The organism is Ruegeria sp. BC2 (assembly GCF_056539245.1).
Map to the genome: position 1 here is coordinate 820097 of NZ_JBQFUQ010000001.1, position 17986 is coordinate 838082.

At 63.6% G+C, this 17986-nt stretch carries 19 protein-coding genes; 6 read left to right on the plus strand and 13 right to left on the minus strand.

Annotated features, from left to right (window positions below; all coding sequences use genetic code 11):
- The first annotated feature begins 8 nt into the window (after positions 1-8).
- Positions 9-827: an ABC transporter substrate-binding protein gene (locus ACR0CU_RS04010; protein WP_170339058.1), complete on the plus strand. Its 819-nt coding sequence runs from the start codon at positions 9-11 to the stop codon at positions 825-827.
- A 6-nt stretch (positions 828-833) separates the two neighbouring features.
- Here ACR0CU_RS04010 and ACR0CU_RS04015 read toward each other — a convergent pair whose 3' ends face one another.
- The 9 genes from ACR0CU_RS04015 to ACR0CU_RS04055 form a co-directional block, all read right to left on the minus strand.
- Positions 834-1706: a helix-turn-helix transcriptional regulator gene (locus ACR0CU_RS04015; RefSeq protein ID WP_170445470.1), complete on the minus strand. Its 873-nt coding sequence runs from the start codon at positions 1704-1706 to the stop codon at positions 834-836.
- A 139-nt stretch (positions 1707-1845) separates the two neighbouring features.
- Positions 1846-3108, minus strand: coding sequence for a c-type cytochrome (locus tag ACR0CU_RS04020; RefSeq protein WP_480642507.1), 1263 nt, complete (start codon positions 3106-3108; stop codon positions 1846-1848).
- On the minus strand, positions 3109-4317 hold the full coding sequence (locus tag ACR0CU_RS04025) for a formate dehydrogenase subunit gamma (RefSeq protein ID WP_170445475.1): 1209 nt from the start codon (positions 4315-4317) through the stop codon (positions 3109-3111).
- A 71-nt stretch (positions 4318-4388) separates the two neighbouring features.
- A complete protein-coding gene (fdh3B, locus tag ACR0CU_RS04030; protein WP_005983764.1) occupies positions 4389-4982 on the minus strand; it encodes a formate dehydrogenase FDH3 subunit beta in 594 nt (197 codons plus the stop codon).
- Positions 4983-4993: 11 nt separating this feature from the next.
- Complete coding sequence (locus ACR0CU_RS04035; RefSeq protein WP_170357559.1) at positions 4994-7888, minus strand: formate dehydrogenase subunit alpha; 2895 nt, start codon at positions 7886-7888, stop codon at positions 4994-4996.
- A 129-nt stretch (positions 7889-8017) separates the two neighbouring features.
- Entirely contained in the window at positions 8018-8206 is a 189-nt protein-coding gene (locus ACR0CU_RS04040) for a twin-arginine translocation signal domain-containing protein (RefSeq protein ID WP_005983760.1), read from the minus strand.
- A gap of 60 nt (positions 8207-8266) precedes the next feature.
- Positions 8267-8878, minus strand: a complete 612-nt coding sequence (locus ACR0CU_RS04045; RefSeq protein ID WP_170445478.1) for a TorD/DmsD family molecular chaperone — start codon at positions 8876-8878, stop codon at positions 8267-8269.
- Positions 8879-8882: 4 nt separating this feature from the next.
- On the minus strand, positions 8883-9452 hold the full coding sequence (locus ACR0CU_RS04050) for a DUF3306 domain-containing protein (RefSeq protein WP_170445481.1): 570 nt from the start codon (positions 9450-9452) through the stop codon (positions 8883-8885).
- A complete protein-coding gene (locus ACR0CU_RS04055; RefSeq protein ID WP_149775839.1) occupies positions 9449-10003 on the minus strand; it encodes a DUF3305 domain-containing protein in 555 nt (184 codons plus the stop codon). Before ACR0CU_RS04055 ends, ACR0CU_RS04050 begins: the two co-directional genes overlap by 4 nt.
- Before the next feature lie 273 nt (positions 10004-10276).
- Here ACR0CU_RS04055 and ACR0CU_RS04060 point away from each other — a divergent pair, with 273 nt between their 5' ends.
- Positions 10277-12232 carry a 4Fe-4S dicluster domain-containing protein gene (locus tag ACR0CU_RS04060; protein ID WP_170445484.1) on the plus strand — a complete coding sequence of 652 codons (1956 nt, stop codon included), beginning with the start codon at positions 10277-10279 and terminating at the stop codon, positions 12230-12232.
- Here the strand turns inward: ACR0CU_RS04060 and ACR0CU_RS04065 are convergent.
- Positions 12226-12954 (minus strand): c-type cytochrome, encoded by a 729-nt coding sequence (locus ACR0CU_RS04065; protein WP_170445487.1) that lies wholly within the window; start codon positions 12952-12954, stop codon positions 12226-12228. The genes ACR0CU_RS04060 and ACR0CU_RS04065 overlap by 7 nt on opposite strands.
- Positions 12955-13018: 64 nt before the next feature.
- On the opposite strand from ACR0CU_RS04065, the gene ACR0CU_RS04070 reads away from it, so the two are divergent.
- Genes ACR0CU_RS04070 through ACR0CU_RS04085 form a run of 4 tightly spaced genes read left to right on the plus strand, consistent with a single transcriptional unit; the run spans position 13019 to position 15445 of the window.
- On the plus strand, positions 13019-13216 hold the full coding sequence (locus ACR0CU_RS04070) for a DUF6494 family protein (protein WP_170339600.1): 198 nt from the start codon (positions 13019-13021) through the stop codon (positions 13214-13216).
- Positions 13213-14274, plus strand: a complete 1062-nt coding sequence (locus ACR0CU_RS04075; protein WP_170445490.1) for an Mrp/NBP35 family ATP-binding protein — start codon at positions 13213-13215, stop codon at positions 14272-14274. Before ACR0CU_RS04070 ends, ACR0CU_RS04075 begins: the two co-directional genes overlap by 4 nt.
- Complete coding sequence (locus tag ACR0CU_RS04080; protein ID WP_170445493.1) at positions 14271-14969, plus strand: biotin/lipoate--protein ligase family protein; 699 nt, start codon at positions 14271-14273, stop codon at positions 14967-14969. Before ACR0CU_RS04075 ends, ACR0CU_RS04080 begins: the two co-directional genes overlap by 4 nt.
- The gene (locus ACR0CU_RS04085; protein WP_170437244.1) at positions 14966-15445 is read left to right on the plus strand and encodes a DUF6505 family protein; all 480 of its coding nucleotides are present in this window, start codon (positions 14966-14968) and stop codon (positions 15443-15445) included. Before ACR0CU_RS04080 ends, ACR0CU_RS04085 begins: the two co-directional genes overlap by 4 nt.
- Here the strand turns inward: ACR0CU_RS04085 and ACR0CU_RS04090 are convergent, their stop codons facing one another.
- The 3 genes from ACR0CU_RS04090 to ACR0CU_RS04100 form a co-directional block, all read right to left on the minus strand.
- A complete protein-coding gene (locus tag ACR0CU_RS04090; protein WP_170371219.1) occupies positions 15446-15946 on the minus strand; it encodes a flavin reductase family protein in 501 nt (166 codons plus the stop codon).
- Between the two features lie 86 nt (positions 15947-16032).
- Complete coding sequence (locus ACR0CU_RS04095) at positions 16033-17445, minus strand: 3'-5' exonuclease (RefSeq protein WP_170339592.1); 1413 nt, start codon at positions 17443-17445, stop codon at positions 16033-16035.
- 2 nt (positions 17446-17447) lie between these two features.
- Positions 17448-17966 (minus strand): hypothetical protein, encoded by a 519-nt coding sequence (locus tag ACR0CU_RS04100; RefSeq protein ID WP_480642513.1) that lies wholly within the window; start codon positions 17964-17966, stop codon positions 17448-17450.
- Positions 17967-17986: the final 20 nt, after the last annotated feature.

Consider the following 17986-nt stretch of genomic DNA (forward strand, 5'->3'; position numbering starts at 1 on the left):
GGCAATCCATGTTTCGCGCAGCAATCAAAAGCGCAATGATCCTGTTCGGGCTGTTCGCCGGTCCGGCAGCGGCCGAAGAACCATTCATTGTCGTGCAGTCCACGACATCGACGCAGAATTCCGGCCTTCTGGACTTTATCCTTCCGGGGTTCGAGGCGGAGAGCGGGATCGATGTCCGTGTTGTGGCCGTAGGGACAGGGCAGGCGATTCGAAATGCGATCAACGGCGACGGTGACGTTCTGCTGGTGCATGCCAAGCCAGCGGAAGAGCAATTCGTGGCCGACGGCTGGGGTGTCGAGCGGCGGGACGTGATGTACAACGATTTTGTCTTGGTGGGGCCGAAATCGGACCCGGCCAAGATCAAAGGCGGCGACGACGCAGTGGCCGCGTTGGCAGCGATCGCGCAGGCCAAAGCTCCGTTCGCGTCGCGCGCGGATGACAGCGGGACCCACAAGGCGGAGAAGGCTCTTTGGAGCCTGTCCGGAACGGACCCGACCTTGTCTTCGGGCGAGTGGTACCGCGAGACCGGGTCGGGCATGGGTGCGACGCTCAACCTGGCTGCGGGCATGGATGCCTATGCTCTGACCGATAGGGCCACATGGCTGTCGTTCGGCAACAAGGGAAACCTTGAGGTTCTGGTCGAAGGCGATCCTCGGTTGTTCAATCAATACGGAGTGATCCTCGTGAACCCCGAAAAACATCCGCGGGTCCGGGCGGCCGCGGGAAGAAGGTTCATCGACTGGCTCACTGGCCCCGACGGTCAGGAAGCGATCGCGGCGTACAAATTGAACGGTGAGCAGCTCTTTTTTCCGAACGCGCAGCAATAGGGCCGGTCAGTCACTTGCGCCGTTGTGATGGATCTGTCCCAAGCCGGACAGATCGTATCCGCCCAATTCATCTGCGCGACGCCTGAATTTGTCCGTTCCCATGAAAGTCAGCAGTTTCTGCATCGGCGGATCGAAACAGGACCGCCGCCAGATGGCGAGGTCGAGACGTTCGGAATGGGTCGGAATGAAGCCCAACCCGTAGAGGCGCGCCAAGGCTCCGATGCCGAATCCTGCCTCGGCCTTGCGGTCATGCAGAGCGATTGCCAGTTCCTCTTCGGTGCGGGCGCAAGTCGGCAGGGCGTCAAGGTCGGCGCGGCTCAGACCGCAGCTCTCCAACTGGGCATCGAACAAGTGCTGACTGGCGGCACTGTCCTGCCGCAGCACGACACAGCGGCCTTTCAGGTCACCAAAATCGGAAATACCCTGAACCCCGGGGGCCAGCAACAGGCCGCGCTGGCGGCTTGCGACCTCGTACAGTACCACGGGCGCCTCTCCCAGCGCATCGCGGACGGAATTGACGTTGAACCCGCCCGGTTCATGGATGTGCAGTACCGCGGCTTGTGCGTCACGTCGCGCAAGGCGGTTCAGCCCGTCGAATGAGCCGTCGTAATAGGTGGCCAACCCCGAGCCGCTTTCGCGGAGTGCCCAATCCAAAAGGGGGTCATGGCTGCCAGCCACGATGTCGGGCAGGGGCGGTTTGACCGTGTCCGGCCCGGTACGCGACGCATTGAGCCAGGCCAGTACCTCGGCCCGGGGAAAGAGAAGTTTGCCCATCGCTTTCACGCAGGGCACTTCGCCCGAAGACGCCAGATCATAGGCCTTGCGTTCGCCAATGCGCAGCAGGTCCGCCAACTCTCGTGTGGTCAGGAATTCGGACATTCAGTCTAGTCGCACCGAGGAGCCGGTCTGTGTCTCGGCCGCTGAGTGTCCGAGTTGCTGCAATACCATCGGTGCGGCGGCAGTAATGACGACCATTGCGGCGGCAGCTGCAAGAAAGGCTTTCATCTTATCCTCCGGCTTAGTCTGCGGGCGCTGTCGCGCTGCGCAGAAATTCAATCAGGTCGGTGCGGTCCTGCGCCTGCGCGATCCGCTGCATCGGCATCTTCGACCCCGGAATGTAGTGGTCCGGTCCCTGATCGAAAAGAGCGTTTATCGTCTGTTCGTTCCAAATGATATCAGACCCTTGCAGCGTTTCCGAGTAGATGTAGCCAGGCAGTGTCCCGGCCTGACGCCCGAATACGCCATGCAGGGTCGGTCCGGCCCGGCGCTGATCGTCCGGCGTCAGGCTGTGGCAGATCGAGCATTTCCGGGCGAACTGCCGTTCTCCATTTTGCATTTCTTCGGGGTCCTTCAGGAAACTCGGCTCTTGGCTGGCCATCCGTTCCCGTGACCCCAGCGCGGCCACCGGCCAGCTGTACATGGCCTGATCCAGCCCGCCTGCGTGCAGGTTTTTACCATCGGGGGAAAAGGCCAGTGCCCAGACCGGGCCGCGTAGCGTTGCCCGGAAATCCTGCGCGATCCGCCAGTCCTGCGTGTCGATGACCATGATGTAGCCCTCACCATCGCCAACCGCCAGTAGCGACCGATCCGGGCTGAGGGCGAGCGCAAGGATCGGGCGGCGGTCCAGCGTGAAATCACGCTCGGCCCCGGTGGTCAGGTCCAGAATGCGGGTTACGCCATCGACCGCGCCATATGCGATCCAACCGTCTTGCGCGTTCAGGACCAGTTCGTTGATGCCGAAACCATGCTCGACCAGTCGCGCGGTTTCGGCCCCGGTCGTCACGTCCCAGACCCGCAAGCTGCCGTCGACCCCGGCGGAGTACAGCGACCGTCCGTCCGGCGCGAAGGCCACCGCGTTGACGCCGCTGCCCGTCGGGCCCAGCAGCTTGGCCGCACCGCCTTGGGTTGGCCACAGGCCGATGGTCCCATCCCAACTGGCAGTCGCCACAAGGGTCTTTGAGGCAGCAAGCCCGACGACCTTGCCCTTGTGCTGACCAACGACCTGTCCACCGGGCCAACGGCGCAGGGTAAAGTCGTCGCCGGCCGAATAGATCGCGGTGCCGTTGAACACCACCGCGTTCACGGCAGCCTCGTGACCCTCCAGCCAGTCCGGCTGCTGCCCGGACCACAGGCCCACGGAATTGTCGAAACTGGCGGTGGCAATTCGCCCGTCCGGGGCTGCGGCGATGTCCATGATCGGTCCGCCATGGCCCTTGAGCGTGTAGAAATCCGCCGCCAGCGGCAGCGGCAGCAGGGCCAGTGCCAAAGCCAGCCCGCGCATCTATTCGGCAGGCGAGGCCGAGCCGTCGCTGGCCTCCTGTGCCTTTACCTCTTCCAGCCACAGCGAATGGTGCTCGCGCGCCCATTGCTCTTCGACCTCGCCGGTACCCATGGCGTCAAACGCGCCCTCCATGCCGACCGAGCCGAGGTAGATATGCGCCAGAATGATGGCGATGAAGGCATAGGCGACCATAACGTGCCAGATCTGGGCATATTGCATCTCTTCCTGCGGAGACATCTGCGTGGGCAGGTCCAACCCTATCAGTTGAGGCAACCCGGTCGCGTTGGCGATCGAAAACGTCTTGGCGAACATCGGAAGCTCGAACGGGAACAGCAGCGACAGACCCGACAGGCTGATCGAGACGCCAAGCAGGATGCACAGCCAGAAAATGATCTTTTGACCAGCGTTGAATTTCTTGGCCGGGGGGTGGCTGCCTTTGGTGAACAATCCGCCGCCCGCCGCCAGCCATTTCAGGTCGGTCCGGTTGGGGATGTTGTGGGCGATCCAGTTCACGGTGATGATGATCAATCCCAGCATGAAGGCCCAGGCCAGATTGTTGTGCAGCCACTTGCAGCCTTGCGCGATGGTGGCGAACCCTTCCTTGCCGAACAGGGGGATCAGGAAATCCCGGCCGTAGAGCGTCAGCAGGCCGGTCAATCCAAGTATCAGGAACGAGCCGGCAAACAGCCAGTGCCCGAACCTTTCAAATCCTGAAAACCGGGTGACCGTGCGGCCCGTTTTCTCGCCGTCGATGCGAATGCGGCCGCGGATCAGGAAAAACAGCAGCAGAACGACCAGCATCCCGCCCAGAATATAGGTTCCGTATTCGCGCAGCGGACCAGTGCGAAAAGTCCACCACCACATGCCGCCATCCTGGATCAACACGCCGGCAGCCGGCCCTTTGGTCGACACGGTGACATCGGCTGAGCCATAACGGATGGCGCGATACACATCGCTGTCCGAAGCCACGCCGCGCGTGCCCAACTGACCCAGCAGACCTTCGGCGTTGCCTTGCCCGGTATTCTCGGAGCGATAGCTGTTGTCGACCTTCTCACCGCGTTGCCGGGCCAGAATATCCTCGAGCGTCGTGGCGCCACCGGTCTGCGCGCGCGGGGCAGCGGCTGGTTCGTCTGTGCCGGTCGTGTCTTGTGCAAGCGCGCCCTGCGCGATCCCAAGTGTCAACGTCAAAGCCAGAAAAATGCGCAGCATCGGAACCTCGGTATCAATCCAAAATCGGGTGACCCACCGGGGCGGGTCACCCGTGTTGTCAGGCTGAGGTCTCAGCCGTCCTTCTGGTCGTAGGCCGTGCCCCAACCCCAGGCGCCCGAACCAAACCCGCGCGCCACGACGCGTTCGCGGTAGATGGCCGAGACCACGTCGCCGTCCCCGGCAAGCAGGGCCTTGGTCGAGCACATCTCGGCGCAGATGGGCAGTTTGCCTTCGGCGATCCGGTTGCGGCCGTATTTGGCGAACTCTGCGGTCGAGTGCGTTTCCTCGGGACCGCCGGCGCAGAAGGTACATTTGTCCATCTTGCCGCGCGATCCGAAGTTGCCGGCCTGCGGGTATTGCGGCGCGCCGAAGGGGCACGCATAGAAGCAATAGCCGCAGCCGATGCACAGGTCCTTGGAGTGCAGGACGACGCCTTCTTCGTTCTGATAGAAGCAGTCGACCGGGCACACAGCCATGCAGGGCGCATCCGAACAATGCATGCAGGCGACCGAGATCGAGCGTTCACCCGGTTTGCCGTCATTGATCGTCACCACCCGGCGGCGGTTGATGCCCCACGGAACCTCGTGTTCGTTCTTGCACGCAGTCACGCAGGCGTTGCACTCGATGCAGCGTTCAGCGTCGCAGAGAAACTTTGCTCTAGCCATTGTCGTCCTCCTTACGCTGCCCAGATCTTGCAGAGAGTCGCTTTGGTCTCCTGCATCTGGGTCACTGAATCATAGCCATAGGTCTGGGCGGTGTTGGTGCTTTCACCCAGCACGTACGGGTCGGCGCCTTTCGGGTATTTCTCCCTCAGGTCCGCGCCCTGGAAATGGCCGCCAAAGTGGAAGGGCATGAAGGCCACGCCGGCACCGACCCTTTCGGTCAGCATCGCCATCACCTTGACCTTGCCACCCTCGGGACCTTCGACCCAGACCTGCGATCCGTCGCGAATGCCAAGGTTGTTGGCGTCACGCGGATTGATCTCGACGAACATGTCCTGCTGCAGCTCGGCCAGCCACGGGTTCGACCGTGTCTCGTCGCCGCCACCTTCATATTCGACCAGACGACCTGACGTCAGGATTATCGGGTAATCCTTTGAAAAGTCGTTCTTCTGGATCGAAGCATACAAGGTCGGAAGGCGATAGGCCTGGCGGTCCTCGTAGGTGGGATAGTCGGCCACCAGATCGCGCCGCGGCGTGTACAGCGGCTCGCGGTGCAGCGGGATCGGATCCGGGAAGGTCCAGACCACGGTGCGGGCCTTGGCGTTGCCGAAGGGCGCACAGCCATGCTTGATGGCCACCCGCTGGATGCCGCCCGACAGGTCGGTCTTCCAGTTGGTCTTGGGCCCGGCCACGGCGTCGATGGCCGCGCGTTCCTCGGCCGTCAGGTCGCCATCCCAGCCCAGATCCATCAGCATCTGCATCGTGAACTCGGGGTATCCGTCCTGGATTTCCGAACCCACGCTGTAGACCCCTTCGGCCAGCAGGTTCTGACCGTCACGCTCGACGCCGAAACGCGCGCGGAAGGTCAGGCCGCCCTCGGCCACCGGTTTGGACATGTCATAGAGGTTTGGCGTCCCCGGATGCCCCATCTCGGCGGTGCCCCAGCAGGGCCACGGCAGACCGTAGTATTCGCCGTCATTCGGACCGCCCACGGCCTGCAGCGTCGTTCTGTCGAACGTGTGCTGGTTGGCCATATGGCTTTTGATCCGCTCTGGCGACTGACCGGTATAGCCGATCGTCCACAGCCCCGCGTTGAACTCGCGCGTGATGCTTTCGACATTCGGGGTTTCGGGGTCCTCCATCTCGATATTGCGGAAGAACCGATCCGCCCAGCCGAATTTGTTGGCGAACTTGGCCATGATGACCTCGTCCGGCAGGCTTTCGAACAGCGGATCGACCACCTTGTCGCGCCACTGCAGCGAGCGGTTCGAGGCCGTGACCGAGCCACGGGTTTCGAACTGCGTGCAGGCCGGCAGCAGATAGACGCCATCGGTCCGGTCATGCAGGACGGCGGAAACGGTGGGATACGGGTCGATCACGACCAGCATGTCCAGCTTTTCCATCGCCGTCTTCATTTCGACCATCCGGGTCTGCGAGTTGGGCGCGTGGCCCCACAGAACCATGGCGCGGACGTTGTTGGGCTGATCCATGTTCTCGGGATCTTCCAGAACACCGTCGATCCAGCGCGAAACCGGGATGCCCCGTTCGTTCTGCAGCGACTTGTCCTTGCCGTCCTTGTCCTTGACCATTGCGAACTGGCCAGCCAGCCACTCCGGTTCCTCGCCCCAGACGCGGGCCCAGTGACCCCATGCGCCTGCGGACAGGCCGTAATAGCCGGGCAGGGTGTGGGACAGAACGCCCAGATCGGTTGCGCCCTGCACGTTGTCATGGCCGCGGAAGATGTTGGTGCCGCCACCAGAAGTGCCCATGTTGCCCAACGCCAGCTGCAGCACGCAATAGGCGCGCGTGTTGTTGTTGCCGTTGGTGTGCTGGGTGCCGCCCATGCACCAGATCACGGTGCCGGGACGGTTGTTGGCCAGCGTCCGCGCCACGCGCTTGAGCTGCGATCCCGGCACGCCGGTGACGCGCTCGGTCTCTTCAGGGGTCCAGTTGGCGACCTCCTCGCGGATCTGGTCCATGCCCCAGACACGGGTGCGGATGAACTCTTTGTCTTCCCAGCTGTTGTCGAAGATGTGCCACAGGATGCCCCAGATCAGCGCCACGTCGGTGCCAGGGCGGAATCGGACATATTCGTCGGCATGGGCCGCGGTGCGCGTAAAGCGCGGATCGCAGACGATCAGCGGGGCGTTGTTCTGCTCTTTCGCGCGCAGAACATGCAGCAGCGAGACGGGGTGCGCCTCGGCCGGGTTGCCGCCGATGATGAAGATAGCCTTGGAATTGTGGATGTCGTTGTAGCTGTTGGTCATGGCGCCGTAGCCCCATGTATTCGCAACGCCCGCAACGGTGGTCGAGTGGCAAATCCGCGCCTGGTGGTCCACGTTGTTGGTGCCCCAGTAGGCCGCGAACTTGCGGAACAGATAGGCCTGTTCGTTGTTGTGTTTGGCCGAACCCAACCAATAGACGCTGTCAGGCCCGCTTTCCTCGCGGATGCTCATCATGCCGTTGCCGATCTCGTCGATCGCCTGTTCCCAGCTGATGCGCTTCCACTCGCCACCCTCTTTCTTCATCGGGTATTTCAGGCGGCGTTCGCCATGGGCGTGTTCACGGACAGCGGCCCCCTTGGCACAGTGAGCGCCCAGGTTGAACGGGCTGTCCCAACCGGGTTCCTGCCCGATCCAGACGCCATTCTGCACTTCGGCAACCACGGTACAGCCGACCGAGCAATGCGTGCAGACGGATTTGATGTTCTCGACAGCCGTGTTGGCTGCGGTCTGGGCGCTGGCGGGCGACACGGTTCCGCCCGTGGCGCTGATCGCGGCCAGGCCGCCGATCGTCAGGCCCGAGCCACGCAGGAACGCGCGGCGATCGACGCTCTTTTCGCCGATTTGGGACAGGATACTTGTCCGCTGGGGGCGTCTCGCAACCCCGTTGGTCTTTTTCCTAAGCATTTCCTTCCTCCCTTGCTGGCCATGTTGATCATGGCTGGCTTGGTGTTTCGAAATCGACGTCAGGGCCAATCGCAACCGTCAGCCGAGTGTGACCACGTCCGGACCGATGCCGGGCGTCGCCGGGGCGGCCTAGAAGCGCGCGCTGTCGAAATAGGCGCGGGTGTGCGCCGTGTCCTGAATGCGGGTCTCGTCCGAGGGTTGCTCGGCCGCTTCGGCCTCGGTTCCCAGGCTGGCCGCTGCAACGGCTGCCGGGGCCGCGGTGCCCGCCAGTTTCAGGAAGTCGCGGCGGCTGGCGCCGGTCTCCTTGGTCTTGCTCATGGGATCCTCCTTTCCCATTTGCGGTTCAGCGCCCACCGGACGCCAGCGAATGACGGCCGCCTAGTGCGTCGTCATGCGGAAGGCCTCGCGTTCGATCTCCATGAAGACCCGGCCGGCTGTGCCGACCGAGGCATAGAGAACCGAATGTTCGGCTGCTTCCAGGTCCGAGAAAAAGTGCTCGGCCCAGGGGCCGATATGCTTGTTCCAGAACGTCTTTTGATCTTCCAACGCGGCCGGGCCGCCGAAACGGCCGACGATCATGCCGCCCATCATCTCCATCAACGAGGCGATGTTGTCTTCGGGTTCGAACACGTTTGCCGCTCGGGTGATACCCCGCGCCGCCATGTCGTTGCGCAGCTGCGCCAGCGGTTTCTCGTTCAGGAACCCGGTCAGGTAGAAGCTGGCATAGGGCAGCAGTTCTCCGCGCCCCAGCCCGATGAACAATGCGTTGAACTCGCGCTCGGCCGCTTCGGGCTTGGTCACTTTGGCCACGCGGGCCATGGCCTGAATGGCCTGGCCTAGATCGGTCTCGTCCCCCGACAACGCCGCGATCTGGCTCAGCAGGGTCTGGTCGGGCGGTGTTGCCAGAAGCAGGCCCAGAAAGTTGTAGAAATCCGCGCGCAGACGGTCCTCGGGGGAAATATCGAACGTCTGCGGGTCGCGAATGTTCATCGGGTCATCCTTCGAATTCAAATTTCATGCGCCGCGGGGCCGGGGGGCGTTCGTCCTCATCCGGTTGGATGGCGTCTGCCACTTCGACAGGGGGCGCCGGCTCGGCCTCAGGCCCGGGCGTTTCGGTAGTCGGCTCGGCTTGGGCCTCGACCGGGTGTTCATCGGTGTCCGTCTGCTCGGCCAGCGCCTCGATATGGCGCAACATGCCTTTGCCCACCTGATAAGCCGTCTGCAGGTTTTCGACCACGCAGGCGGCGTCGGTGTAGTCCTCACCGTAATCGACCAGCCCGTCCACATTCGCCAGTACCGGGTTCAACCGCCACAAGCGCCGCAAGGCGCGGCGGCGCAGACGGTCCGGCACGGCCTTGTCCATGAAGCCCGAAACATCGTCGCCCGCCTGCAGCAGGTCCGGGTCGGGCAGGTCAAGCTCGGCCAAAATCTCGGCGTCGGTCTTTTCTTCCAGTTCGGCCTGCTGCGCGGCGATCTCCTGCGCGGTCAGGGCCTCTCGTTCGGCCTGCGCTTCGGCCTCCACGGCGGCCTTGCGGCGCGACCAGAAATCCTGTCGGGCGCTCATTGCACGGCCCTCCGCGGGGCGCGGTAGACATCCGAGGTCTGCCGAATGCGCGCATCGCCCTTGCCATCTTCTACAAGATCCACCCGTTTCTTGTCGCGGCGGCGTTTGATGAACACCTCATCGCGGTGATGGGCCAGAGTGAAATCGCGCACCCAAGCAATCAGGCCTTCGGTCATCGGGATCTTTTCCACGATCTCTTCGCCGGTATCGGCATAGTCCTGCCCCTCGTAGGGCGAGGCGGTGATCAGAAACGCGTTCAGCGGGCGATCACCTTCGGCATCGTCACGCAGGACAAGATACAGCGATGGCTGGCTGTCCGAGAGATTCGCCATATAGGCCTCGGTTTCGTCGGACCAGAGTTTCAAGGGCAGGGTGGCGGCGTGGTATTCGACCGCGTCGCCCTCGCGGCGCAGTTCGACCCAGTCGGCGGGCGGGGCGCCGGGCAGCACCGCGACAGCGCGCCAATTCCACCGGGCCCAGCGAGTGACCCCCGGTGTCTTGCGCACGACGACGCCAACCGGCATTTCGATCTGTTTTGCGGCCTCGGCCACTTTGATCCTCCCCGGAAAAGCTCTCCCCTGCCTTCCCTTAGGTTCACTATGGTACACAAATGGGCCACGTGCCAAGTCCGCAGCGGCCTGATATGGTCGTGATCTGGAAAAAAATCGTCGCAAATGGGTCGCGGCGACGATCAACCGACTTTGGCGGGCGAGGCAGAGTTTCTGACCAGAACCGGCCGCCACACGTTGCATGGGCGGCGTTTGGGTCTAAGGTTAGGGGCAAGGAAGAGATGGTTAGGGGCAAGGAAGAGATGCGGGGGGAACATGGTCACCAAATTGGTCTTGTGCGATTGCGCCGGAAGTCAGGCCCAGGACGGGCAGGGGATATCGGACGCCTGCGGTGCTGAATGCAGCAGGGTCCACACGGCGCTGTGCACCTCCGAACTGACCGCTGCGGCCAAGCTGATGCAGTCGGATGACCAGATCGTCATCGCCTGCGGTCAAGAAGCCCAAGTGTTTCAAGAACTGGCCGAGGAACTGGGCGTGGATCACCCCGGCTTTGTCGATCTGCGCGACCGGGCCGGCTGGTCCGAGCAAGGGCGGTCGGCGATGCCCAAGATGGCGGCGCTGGCGGCCGAGGCTCTGTTGCAACAGCCGATCACGCCCAGCGTGGATGTCATCAGCGAAGGCACCGCCTGCATCATCGGGCCGGGCGAGGTTGCGTTTGACCTTGCACAGCGACTGTCGGACACGATGGCGGTGACGGTGGTCGTCACCGATGACGCGCAGCCTGACAGCCGGGCCTATGACGTGGTGCGCGCGCGGGTCCGGTCGGTCTCGGGGGCGCTGGGCGGGTTCACCCTGCGGTTGGATGCGTTGCAGCAGATTGATCCGGCCGGACGCGGTCCCTTTGCCTGGACCCCGCCGCGCGACGGTGCGGTGTCGGCCTGCGATGTGCTGATCGATCTGGCGGGGGGTACGCCCTTCGTGACGGCCCCCGACAAGCGCGAAGGCTACCTGCGCGCCGATCCGCGCGATGCGGTGGCGGTTGCCCGGTTGGCCTTTGACGCGGCGCAGCTGGTCGGGACCTTCGAAAAGCCGCTGTATGTCCGGCTCGAAGAGACCCTGTGCGCCCATTCGCGGGCCGACCAGGTGGGCTGTTCCAACTGTCTGGATATCTGCCCCACCGGGGCCATAACCCCGGCCGGAGACCACGTGGCCATAGACCCGATGGTCTGCGCGGGCTGCGGTGAATGCGCGGCCCTGTGCCCCTCGACCGCGATCAGCTACGAGGATCCGCCGTTGGCGGCCCTGCTGGCGCGGATGCAGACCTTGGCGGCGACCTACCGTCGGGCCGGAGGGAGCGCCCCGCGCCTGTTGGTACATGATGCCCACGGGGCCGAGATGATCCGGCTGGCCGCGCGGTTCGGGCGCGGGCTGCCCGCCGATGTGATTCCGCTGGAGCTGGGTGTGGTGTCCGGCTTTGGACATGCCGAGATGCTGGCTGCCTTGGCTCATGGCTTTGCCCGGGTCGACATCCTGCTGGCCCCGACGACCGAGCGGGATGCGTTGGACCGCGAACTGCCGCTGGCGCTGGCCATCGCCGGAGCGGACGTCGTCGGAGTGATCGACGAAGCCGATCCGGATGCGCTGGCCGATCTGCTCTATGCGCAGGACGTGCCGCAGCCACTGGCACAACCGGTTCTGCCGCTGGGCAACCGGCGCCAGATCACGCGGTTGGCGGCGCAGGCGCTGCGCCCCGATGCGTCTCAGCCGCTGCCCCTGCCGGAACACGCGCCCTATGGCGCGGTGGCGGTGTACACCGAAGCCTGCACCCTTTGCCTGAGTTGCGTGTCGCTGTGCCCGTCAGGCGCATTGATCGACAACCCCGACATGCCACAGCTGAACTTTCAGCAGGATGCCTGCCTGCAATGCGGGCTGTGCAAGACCATCTGTCCCGAAAGCGCGATCACCCTGGTGCCCGAACTGGACCTGAGCGACCGTGCGCTGTCGCCGCGTGTTCTGAACGAGGAAGAGCCCTTTGCCTGCATCGAATGCGGTGGACTGTTCGGGGTGAAATCGACGGTCGAGCGGATCATGGAGAAGCTGGCCGGCAGCCACCCGATGTTCGCCTCGTCCGAGCAGGCGAAGATGATCCAGATGTGTGACGATTGCCGTGTGCAGGCGCAGTTCCACAGTCAGGACAACCCATTTACCTCAAAGCCCAAGCCCAAGGTCGTCACCACCGATGACTACTTCAGCAAGCGCAAGGATCACTGAAGCTTGAGCGGGGCCCCCAGATCGGCCGCGCGGATGACCGAGACATAGGCGAGGATCGCCTCAACCTCGTCCTGCGTGAGCGTTACCGGATGAATGGGCGGGGGGCGTTCGGGGTCGAAGGGCGCAGTGATCCCTTCGATCTGTGTAAAGGACGGGTGCGGGTTCAGGGCAAAGAATGCCTGGAACCGGTTCGACCAGTCCGGCATCGCGCGCAGCACCGCGAAGGACGGCGTGGAGCCCAACCCGTTCATCCGGTTCTGAGGGCCGATCACATGACAGCGCCCGCAATGGGTCAGCGACAGCTTTTCACCCAGCAAGGCGTCGCCTTCGATGGCATCCGATTCGGGCGCAGCGACCATTTCGAAACTGGCCGAGAACGGGCCGCCCTCGGTCGGTGCAAAACTTTCGACGGTGCGTTTGCCCACGTCGGACAACAGCCAATCCTGAAAGCGGGCCTGCCGCGGGTCGTCCTGAACGCGCAGGTGATAGATGTTGCCGCCGCGCTGAAACACCGGCTGTCCCGGTGGCCCGACCGTCAGAACCATCGCGCCACCTTCATCCGCGACAACCCGGATTCCGGTCTTGAGCGAGAAGCGCGGAAGAATATGTTTCAAAAGACCCGAGCGTGCGACATCGTCCGGCGCGGCCAGACCAATCTCCTCCTGCGACCAAGAGGGGCTGGCGAAGAGCGTCAGGCTCAGGCACAAAAGAACAAAGCGCATGGCTCAGCCTAACGGTGACAGGGCGAATGCGTCAAATGAACGAACAAGACGGAGACACACGGCGATGAGCGGCGATTACAACATGTCGATGCGCAAATTCCTCAAACAGGTTGGCGTGACCAGCCAGCAGGCCATCGAAGATGCGCTGCGCAAGGCGGGCGATCCGGCGGGCAAAAGCTTTGAGGCCAAGATGGTCCTGACGATCAACGGGCTGGATGTCGAACACGTGGTGACAGGCCAGATCAAGGACGGCGACGCATGAGCATCCGCGACGCGGTTCTGGCGAACCTGAAAAAGATCACCGACCCGGTTTCGGGGCAGGACATCGTCAGCGCGGGCGTGGTCCGCGCGCTGAATGTCGAGGGCGACACCGTGCGCTTCGTTCTCGAGATCGACCCCAAGTACGCCGAAAAGATGGAGCCGGTGCGCGCCACCGCCGAAAAGGCGGCGCAGATGGTCGACGGGGTGGCCAAGGTCTCGGCCCTGCTGACCGCGCATTCTGACAAGGCGCCGCCGGATTTGAAACCCAAGCCCAAGCCCTCGCAGACCGGGCCGCAGGCGGTGCCGGGGGTTGACCGGATCATCGCCGTGGCCTCGGGCAAGGGCGGGGTTGGAAAGTCCACCGTCTCGGCCAACCTGGCCTGTGCGCTGGCGGCCGAAGGGCGACGGGTCGGTCTGCTGGATGCCGATGTCTATGGCCCTTCGCAGCCGCGCATGCTGGGCGTGTCCGGTCGACCCGCCAGCCCCGATGGCAAAACCATCCTGCCGCTGCGCAATCACGGCGTCATCATGATGTCGATGGGGTTGATGACCAATGAAGGTCAGGCGGTGGTCTGGCGTGGCCCGATGCTGATGGGCGCGCTGCAGCAGATGATGAGCCAGGTGCAGTGGGGCGCACTGGACGTGCTGATCGTAGACCTGCCGCCCGGCACCGGTGACGTACAACTGACGCTGAGCCAGAAGTTCAAAGTGGACGGGGCGATCGTCGTGTCGACACCGCAGGACGTCGCCCTGATCGACGCGCGCAAGGGCATCGACATGTTCCGCCAGTTGAAAACACCGATCGTCGGCATGATCGAGAACATGTCCACGCATATCTGCTCGAACTGCGGGCACGAGGAACATGTGTTCGGCCATGGGGGCGTCGCCGCCGAAGCCGCCGAACTGGGTGTGCCGTTGCTGGGAGAAATCCCGCTGCATCTGGATATCCGCGTGGCTGCTGATGGCGGGGCGCCGATCGTGGTCAGCAAACCCGACAGCCCGCAGGCCGAGGCCTTCCGCAAGATCGCCCGCGACCTGATCGCCGCAGGCAAGGCATGACGCAGCCGGTCTTTCCCCCATTGCTGTCCGGGCACCCGGTGCAGGGTGGGGAAGACCCGTTCGACCATGCGCAGGCCATGGCGGCGCTGGGCTGCGATGCGGGCAGCGTCGTCTACAACATCCAGGCGGATCGCCTGCGCGCGGCCATCGTCTTTGCGCCCGAGGTGCCCTTGCAGGACGCCATGACCATGCTGCCGCTGTGCGCCGTCGGGTTCCAGAACGCGCTGGGCGCGCTGGCTCCGCCCGAGGTGGCGGTGCATCTGGGCTGGGATGGTCCGATTTTCGTCAACGGGGCCCGGTGTGGCCGGTTCCGTGTGACAGCGTCGACCTCGGATCCGGAAACCGTGCCCGACTGGCTGGTCGTCGGCTGGGAACTGGCCTTGCTGCAAACAGGGGACGAGCCCGGCAAATCGCCCGATGTGACAGCCCTGTATGACGAAGGCTGCGCCGATGTGCCCCCGGTGCAGCTGGTCGAAAGCTGGTCGCGTCACATGCTGACCTGGCTGAACCGCTGGACCGAGGATGGCAACGCACCCTTGCACGGGGAATGGATGGGCTTGCTGCAGGGCGTCGGAGAGCCCTATGGTGATCGCGGCGTGTTTCTTGGGGCCGATGAGCGGTTCGGCATGCTGCTGCGGGACGGGGCGGATACGCAGATCGTTCCCTTGACCCATCTGCTGGAGGACGTCCATTGAACCTGGCCCGCGCCATCCATTTCGACGAAAGCGACCTGAACGTCTTCCACTCGCCGGCCCGAACGGGCGAATGGTGCATCTCGGGCGGGTTCGAGTTTTCGAACTGGGGCGAGGCCGACCTGGCCGGCAAGGCGCGCCAGGCCTTTGCCAACGGGTGGCTGGGGCTTGAAACCTTCGGGCGCGTGACCTTCGTGGCGGTGACGCAGATCGAACCGGCCGAAATGGAGCGGCTGGCCACCAACCTGGCCGAGCATTTCGTGCGCCTTTACGGCGCGCCCTCGGTCGAGGCGGCGCTGGACGTGGCCCGGGCCGAGTTGGCCCATATGTCCGAGATGTGTGACGATCATGCCCCCAACACCCTGCTGACCGTTGCCCGCAGCCTGACCGAGTCCGGCGTTCACGAGGCTTTTCGCGTGATCACGCCGCAAGAGGCCGAGTTGGAGGCCTTTGCCGTGCACGGGTCATTGGACGAGTGATTACAAGAGGTCGGCAAAACCGCCGAACTGTCCGCGCTTGAAGATCAGGCCCTTGCCGGTGCGGTACATGACCTGTTCGACCTCTCCCACGAGAATCAGATGATCCCCGGCCTCGTGGCGGGCAGACAATGTGCAGTCAAATCGGGCCAGACACTGGCTCAGCTGCGGCCGACCCTTGTGATCCGGGGACCAGTCTGCATGCGAGAAATCGAGGCCATTGCGGGCAAAACGAAGGGCCAGATCCTGCTGATCCTCGGCCACGACATGGATCGAGTAATGTTGCGCCGCTTGAAAGGCCCCATAACGGTTTGACTCTTTTGCCAGACACCACAGGACCAATGGTGGATCCAGCGACACTGATGCAAACGAGTTGACGGTGATGGCCGAGGGACCGTCCGGGGTGCTGGTCGTGACAACCGTGACCCCAGTGCCAAAGCACCCGAGAGCCTCGCGGAAGGCCATGCTTTGATCGGGTCCGGGTTTGAATGTTCTTTCGGTCATCGCGCGCTCGTTTGGTGGCCGGGCACGGGGTGCCATGCCGCAGCAGAATTGTCCACGAAAAGCTGTATCGCGATCAATAGGCCGAGTCAGTTCAGGTCTTCCAACAGCCGGCCGTGCTTGCGGGTTTCTGCAATTACGTCGCCGAAGGTCTGCATTCCGCGCGCAGCCAGCATCGGCAGCATGCGCACCAACGCTTCAGCCGTCGCAACCGCATCCCCCAAGGCCGTATGGCGGAGCGTCTCGGGAATTTCCACGCCCAGTCTTTCGCACAAAGCGTCGAGTGTATGGGTTTCGCTGGCTCCGAACAGAACCGCCGACAGCAGAACCGTGTCCAGGATGGGGTGATCCCACGTCACTTCCATGCGCTTGGCATGACGGCGCAGAAACGCCATGTCGAATGGTGCGTTATGCGCCACGATCACGGCATCACGGGCGAAGTGGTGGAACATGCGCCCGGCTTGCGCGATATCGGGCGCGTCCTGCACCATACGGTCACTGACCTTGTGAACCTTGGTCGAAGCGGGTGGGATCGGAATGCCCGGATTGACCAGCGTGTCCAGCCGCTCGCCCTCGACGATGCGCCCCTTGACGACACGGACGGCACCGATCTGCACGATCTCGTCCTTGTGCGGCAGCAAACCGGTGGTTTCGGTGTCGAAGACCACAAAGCACAGTTGCGATAGCGGGCGGTTTTCGAACGCCTCGTCGCCTGGGGTGTCCAGAAGATCGAAATCATAGACCAGAGGGCGTGCGGCCTCGGGCGGGATGCGGGCGACGCTGTCTTCGAAGATCAGCATATAGCCCGGCGCATCGCCCAGCGGTTTCATGCGTGCCGTGTAGGTTTGGCGCCCGTCCACGCTGGCGAGGGTGCAATAGACATCCATGCCGGTTTTCCCCAGCTTCTCATAAGCGTCCAGCAGAGGTTTGCGTTCGAGATAGTCGAACAGCGAGGCGTTCAAGCGGGGATGGGCGATCTGCGCCAGAACCTCGGCGGCCTGCGCGTCATACAGAACGATCTGATGGTTTGGCCCCGCCAGCAGCATCGCGACCGGGATCTCGGACAGAAGCGCGGTCAGACGTTCCTTCTCTGACGCGAGATGCGCGGTTTCGGCGGCAACGGCCTCAGCGGTCGACAAGGCGGTGCTGGCAAGCCGTTCGGCCAGGCTGGCGGCGGCGGGGGCCAGATCACCCAAATAGCGTGCCGCCTGCAGGTCGAGATCGGTATCCACCCCCGCATGTGCACGTGCGCGCAGCTGCGCCGACAGGCGTTCGATCGGTTTGGCCACGTTGTCGTCGAACAGCAACCAGACACCGACAACCAGCCCAAGCAAGCCAAACGAGATCAGCAGGCCGCTGAACACGAAGGCGCTGGTCATGTCCGCGGGATCGGCCCGGCGCAGGCCAAGCCAAAGGGCGATCAGGGTGATGGCGATGCCTCCCGCCGCAAGCAAGCAGAAGAACAGAAAAATTCTCAGGCGCAGGCTCAGGCGGGTCAGCATGGTCAGGCCTCACAAGTGGCTGAGACCACCGGATCATCCGCGCCAACCGGCACCCAATCGGCACCGACCAGACGCCCATCATCCGAGAACTCGGCCCCATCGGCCAGACTTGCCCGGCTGTGCTCGGCGCAGTTCACAGCGATCGGCATCTTGGATACCGGCGCCCAGCGGCCAAAGAAGTACAGGTCGATCAGGCGCTGATCCGGCACCTGCGCATTGGTCCGCAACGAAGCCGTATCGACGGCCGCGAACCGGTCGACATAGGGAACGGCATAGGTCCAGGGGCGATAGAGCGCGCGGCTTTCGACCTCTTGAACGACGGTCAGGCCCTCGGGCAGGGCGTCCCGGGTGCGGTCGTACCACGAATACTCGCTGACGATCGTGACCGCGATCATGCCCAAACCGGCCGCAACCGGAGCCGACCATTTCGGCAGGCGGCCACCGGTCAGCCGGTTCAAACCCATCACGAGGCCCGCGATGGCAAAACCCGCAAAGATCGTGCCGATCAGCTCAAGAAACATCTTCCTCCTCCGTTCTTCCT

What these genes read in the sequence shown, in the direction of transcription:
- ACR0CU_RS04010 (WP_170339058.1), top strand. Translation starts at nt 9, where the DNA reads ATGTTTCGCGCAGCAATCAAAAGCGCAATGATCCTGTTCGGGCTGTTC.
- ACR0CU_RS04015 (WP_170445470.1), bottom strand. Translation starts at nt 1,706, where the DNA reads ATGTCCGAATTCCTGACCACACGAGAGTTGGCGGACCTGCTGCGCATT.
- ACR0CU_RS04020 (WP_480642507.1), bottom strand. Translation starts at nt 3,108, where the DNA reads ATGCGCGGGCTGGCTTTGGCACTGGCCCTGCTGCCGCTGCCGCTGGCG.
- ACR0CU_RS04025 (WP_170445475.1), bottom strand. Translation starts at nt 4,317, where the DNA reads ATGCTGCGCATTTTTCTGGCTTTGACGTTGACACTTGGGATCGCGCAG.
- fdh3B (WP_005983764.1), bottom strand. Translation starts at nt 4,982, where the DNA reads ATGGCTAGAGCAAAGTTTCTCTGCGACGCTGAACGCTGCATCGAGTGC.
- ACR0CU_RS04035 (WP_170357559.1), bottom strand. Translation starts at nt 7,888, where the DNA reads ATGCTTAGGAAAAAGACCAACGGGGTTGCGAGACGCCCCCAGCGGACA.
- ACR0CU_RS04040 (WP_005983760.1), bottom strand. Translation starts at nt 8,206, where the DNA reads ATGAGCAAGACCAAGGAGACCGGCGCCAGCCGCCGCGACTTCCTGAAA.
- ACR0CU_RS04045 (WP_170445478.1), bottom strand. Translation starts at nt 8,878, where the DNA reads ATGAACATTCGCGACCCGCAGACGTTCGATATTTCCCCCGAGGACCGT.
- ACR0CU_RS04050 (WP_170445481.1), bottom strand. Translation starts at nt 9,452, where the DNA reads ATGAGCGCCCGACAGGATTTCTGGTCGCGCCGCAAGGCCGCCGTGGAG.
- ACR0CU_RS04060 (WP_170445484.1), top strand. Translation starts at nt 10,277, where the DNA reads ATGGTCACCAAATTGGTCTTGTGCGATTGCGCCGGAAGTCAGGCCCAG.
- ACR0CU_RS04065 (WP_170445487.1), bottom strand. Translation starts at nt 12,954, where the DNA reads ATGCGCTTTGTTCTTTTGTGCCTGAGCCTGACGCTCTTCGCCAGCCCC.
- ACR0CU_RS04070 (WP_170339600.1), top strand. Translation starts at nt 13,019, where the DNA reads ATGAGCGGCGATTACAACATGTCGATGCGCAAATTCCTCAAACAGGTT.
- ACR0CU_RS04075 (WP_170445490.1), top strand. Translation starts at nt 13,213, where the DNA reads ATGAGCATCCGCGACGCGGTTCTGGCGAACCTGAAAAAGATCACCGAC.
- ACR0CU_RS04080 (WP_170445493.1), top strand. Translation starts at nt 14,271, where the DNA reads ATGACGCAGCCGGTCTTTCCCCCATTGCTGTCCGGGCACCCGGTGCAG.
- ACR0CU_RS04090 (WP_170371219.1), bottom strand. Translation starts at nt 15,946, where the DNA reads ATGACCGAAAGAACATTCAAACCCGGACCCGATCAAAGCATGGCCTTC.
- ACR0CU_RS04095 (WP_170339592.1), bottom strand. Translation starts at nt 17,445, where the DNA reads ATGCTGACCCGCCTGAGCCTGCGCCTGAGAATTTTTCTGTTCTTCTGC.
- ACR0CU_RS04100 (WP_480642513.1), bottom strand. Translation starts at nt 17,966, where the DNA reads ATGTTTCTTGAGCTGATCGGCACGATCTTTGCGGGTTTTGCCATCGCG.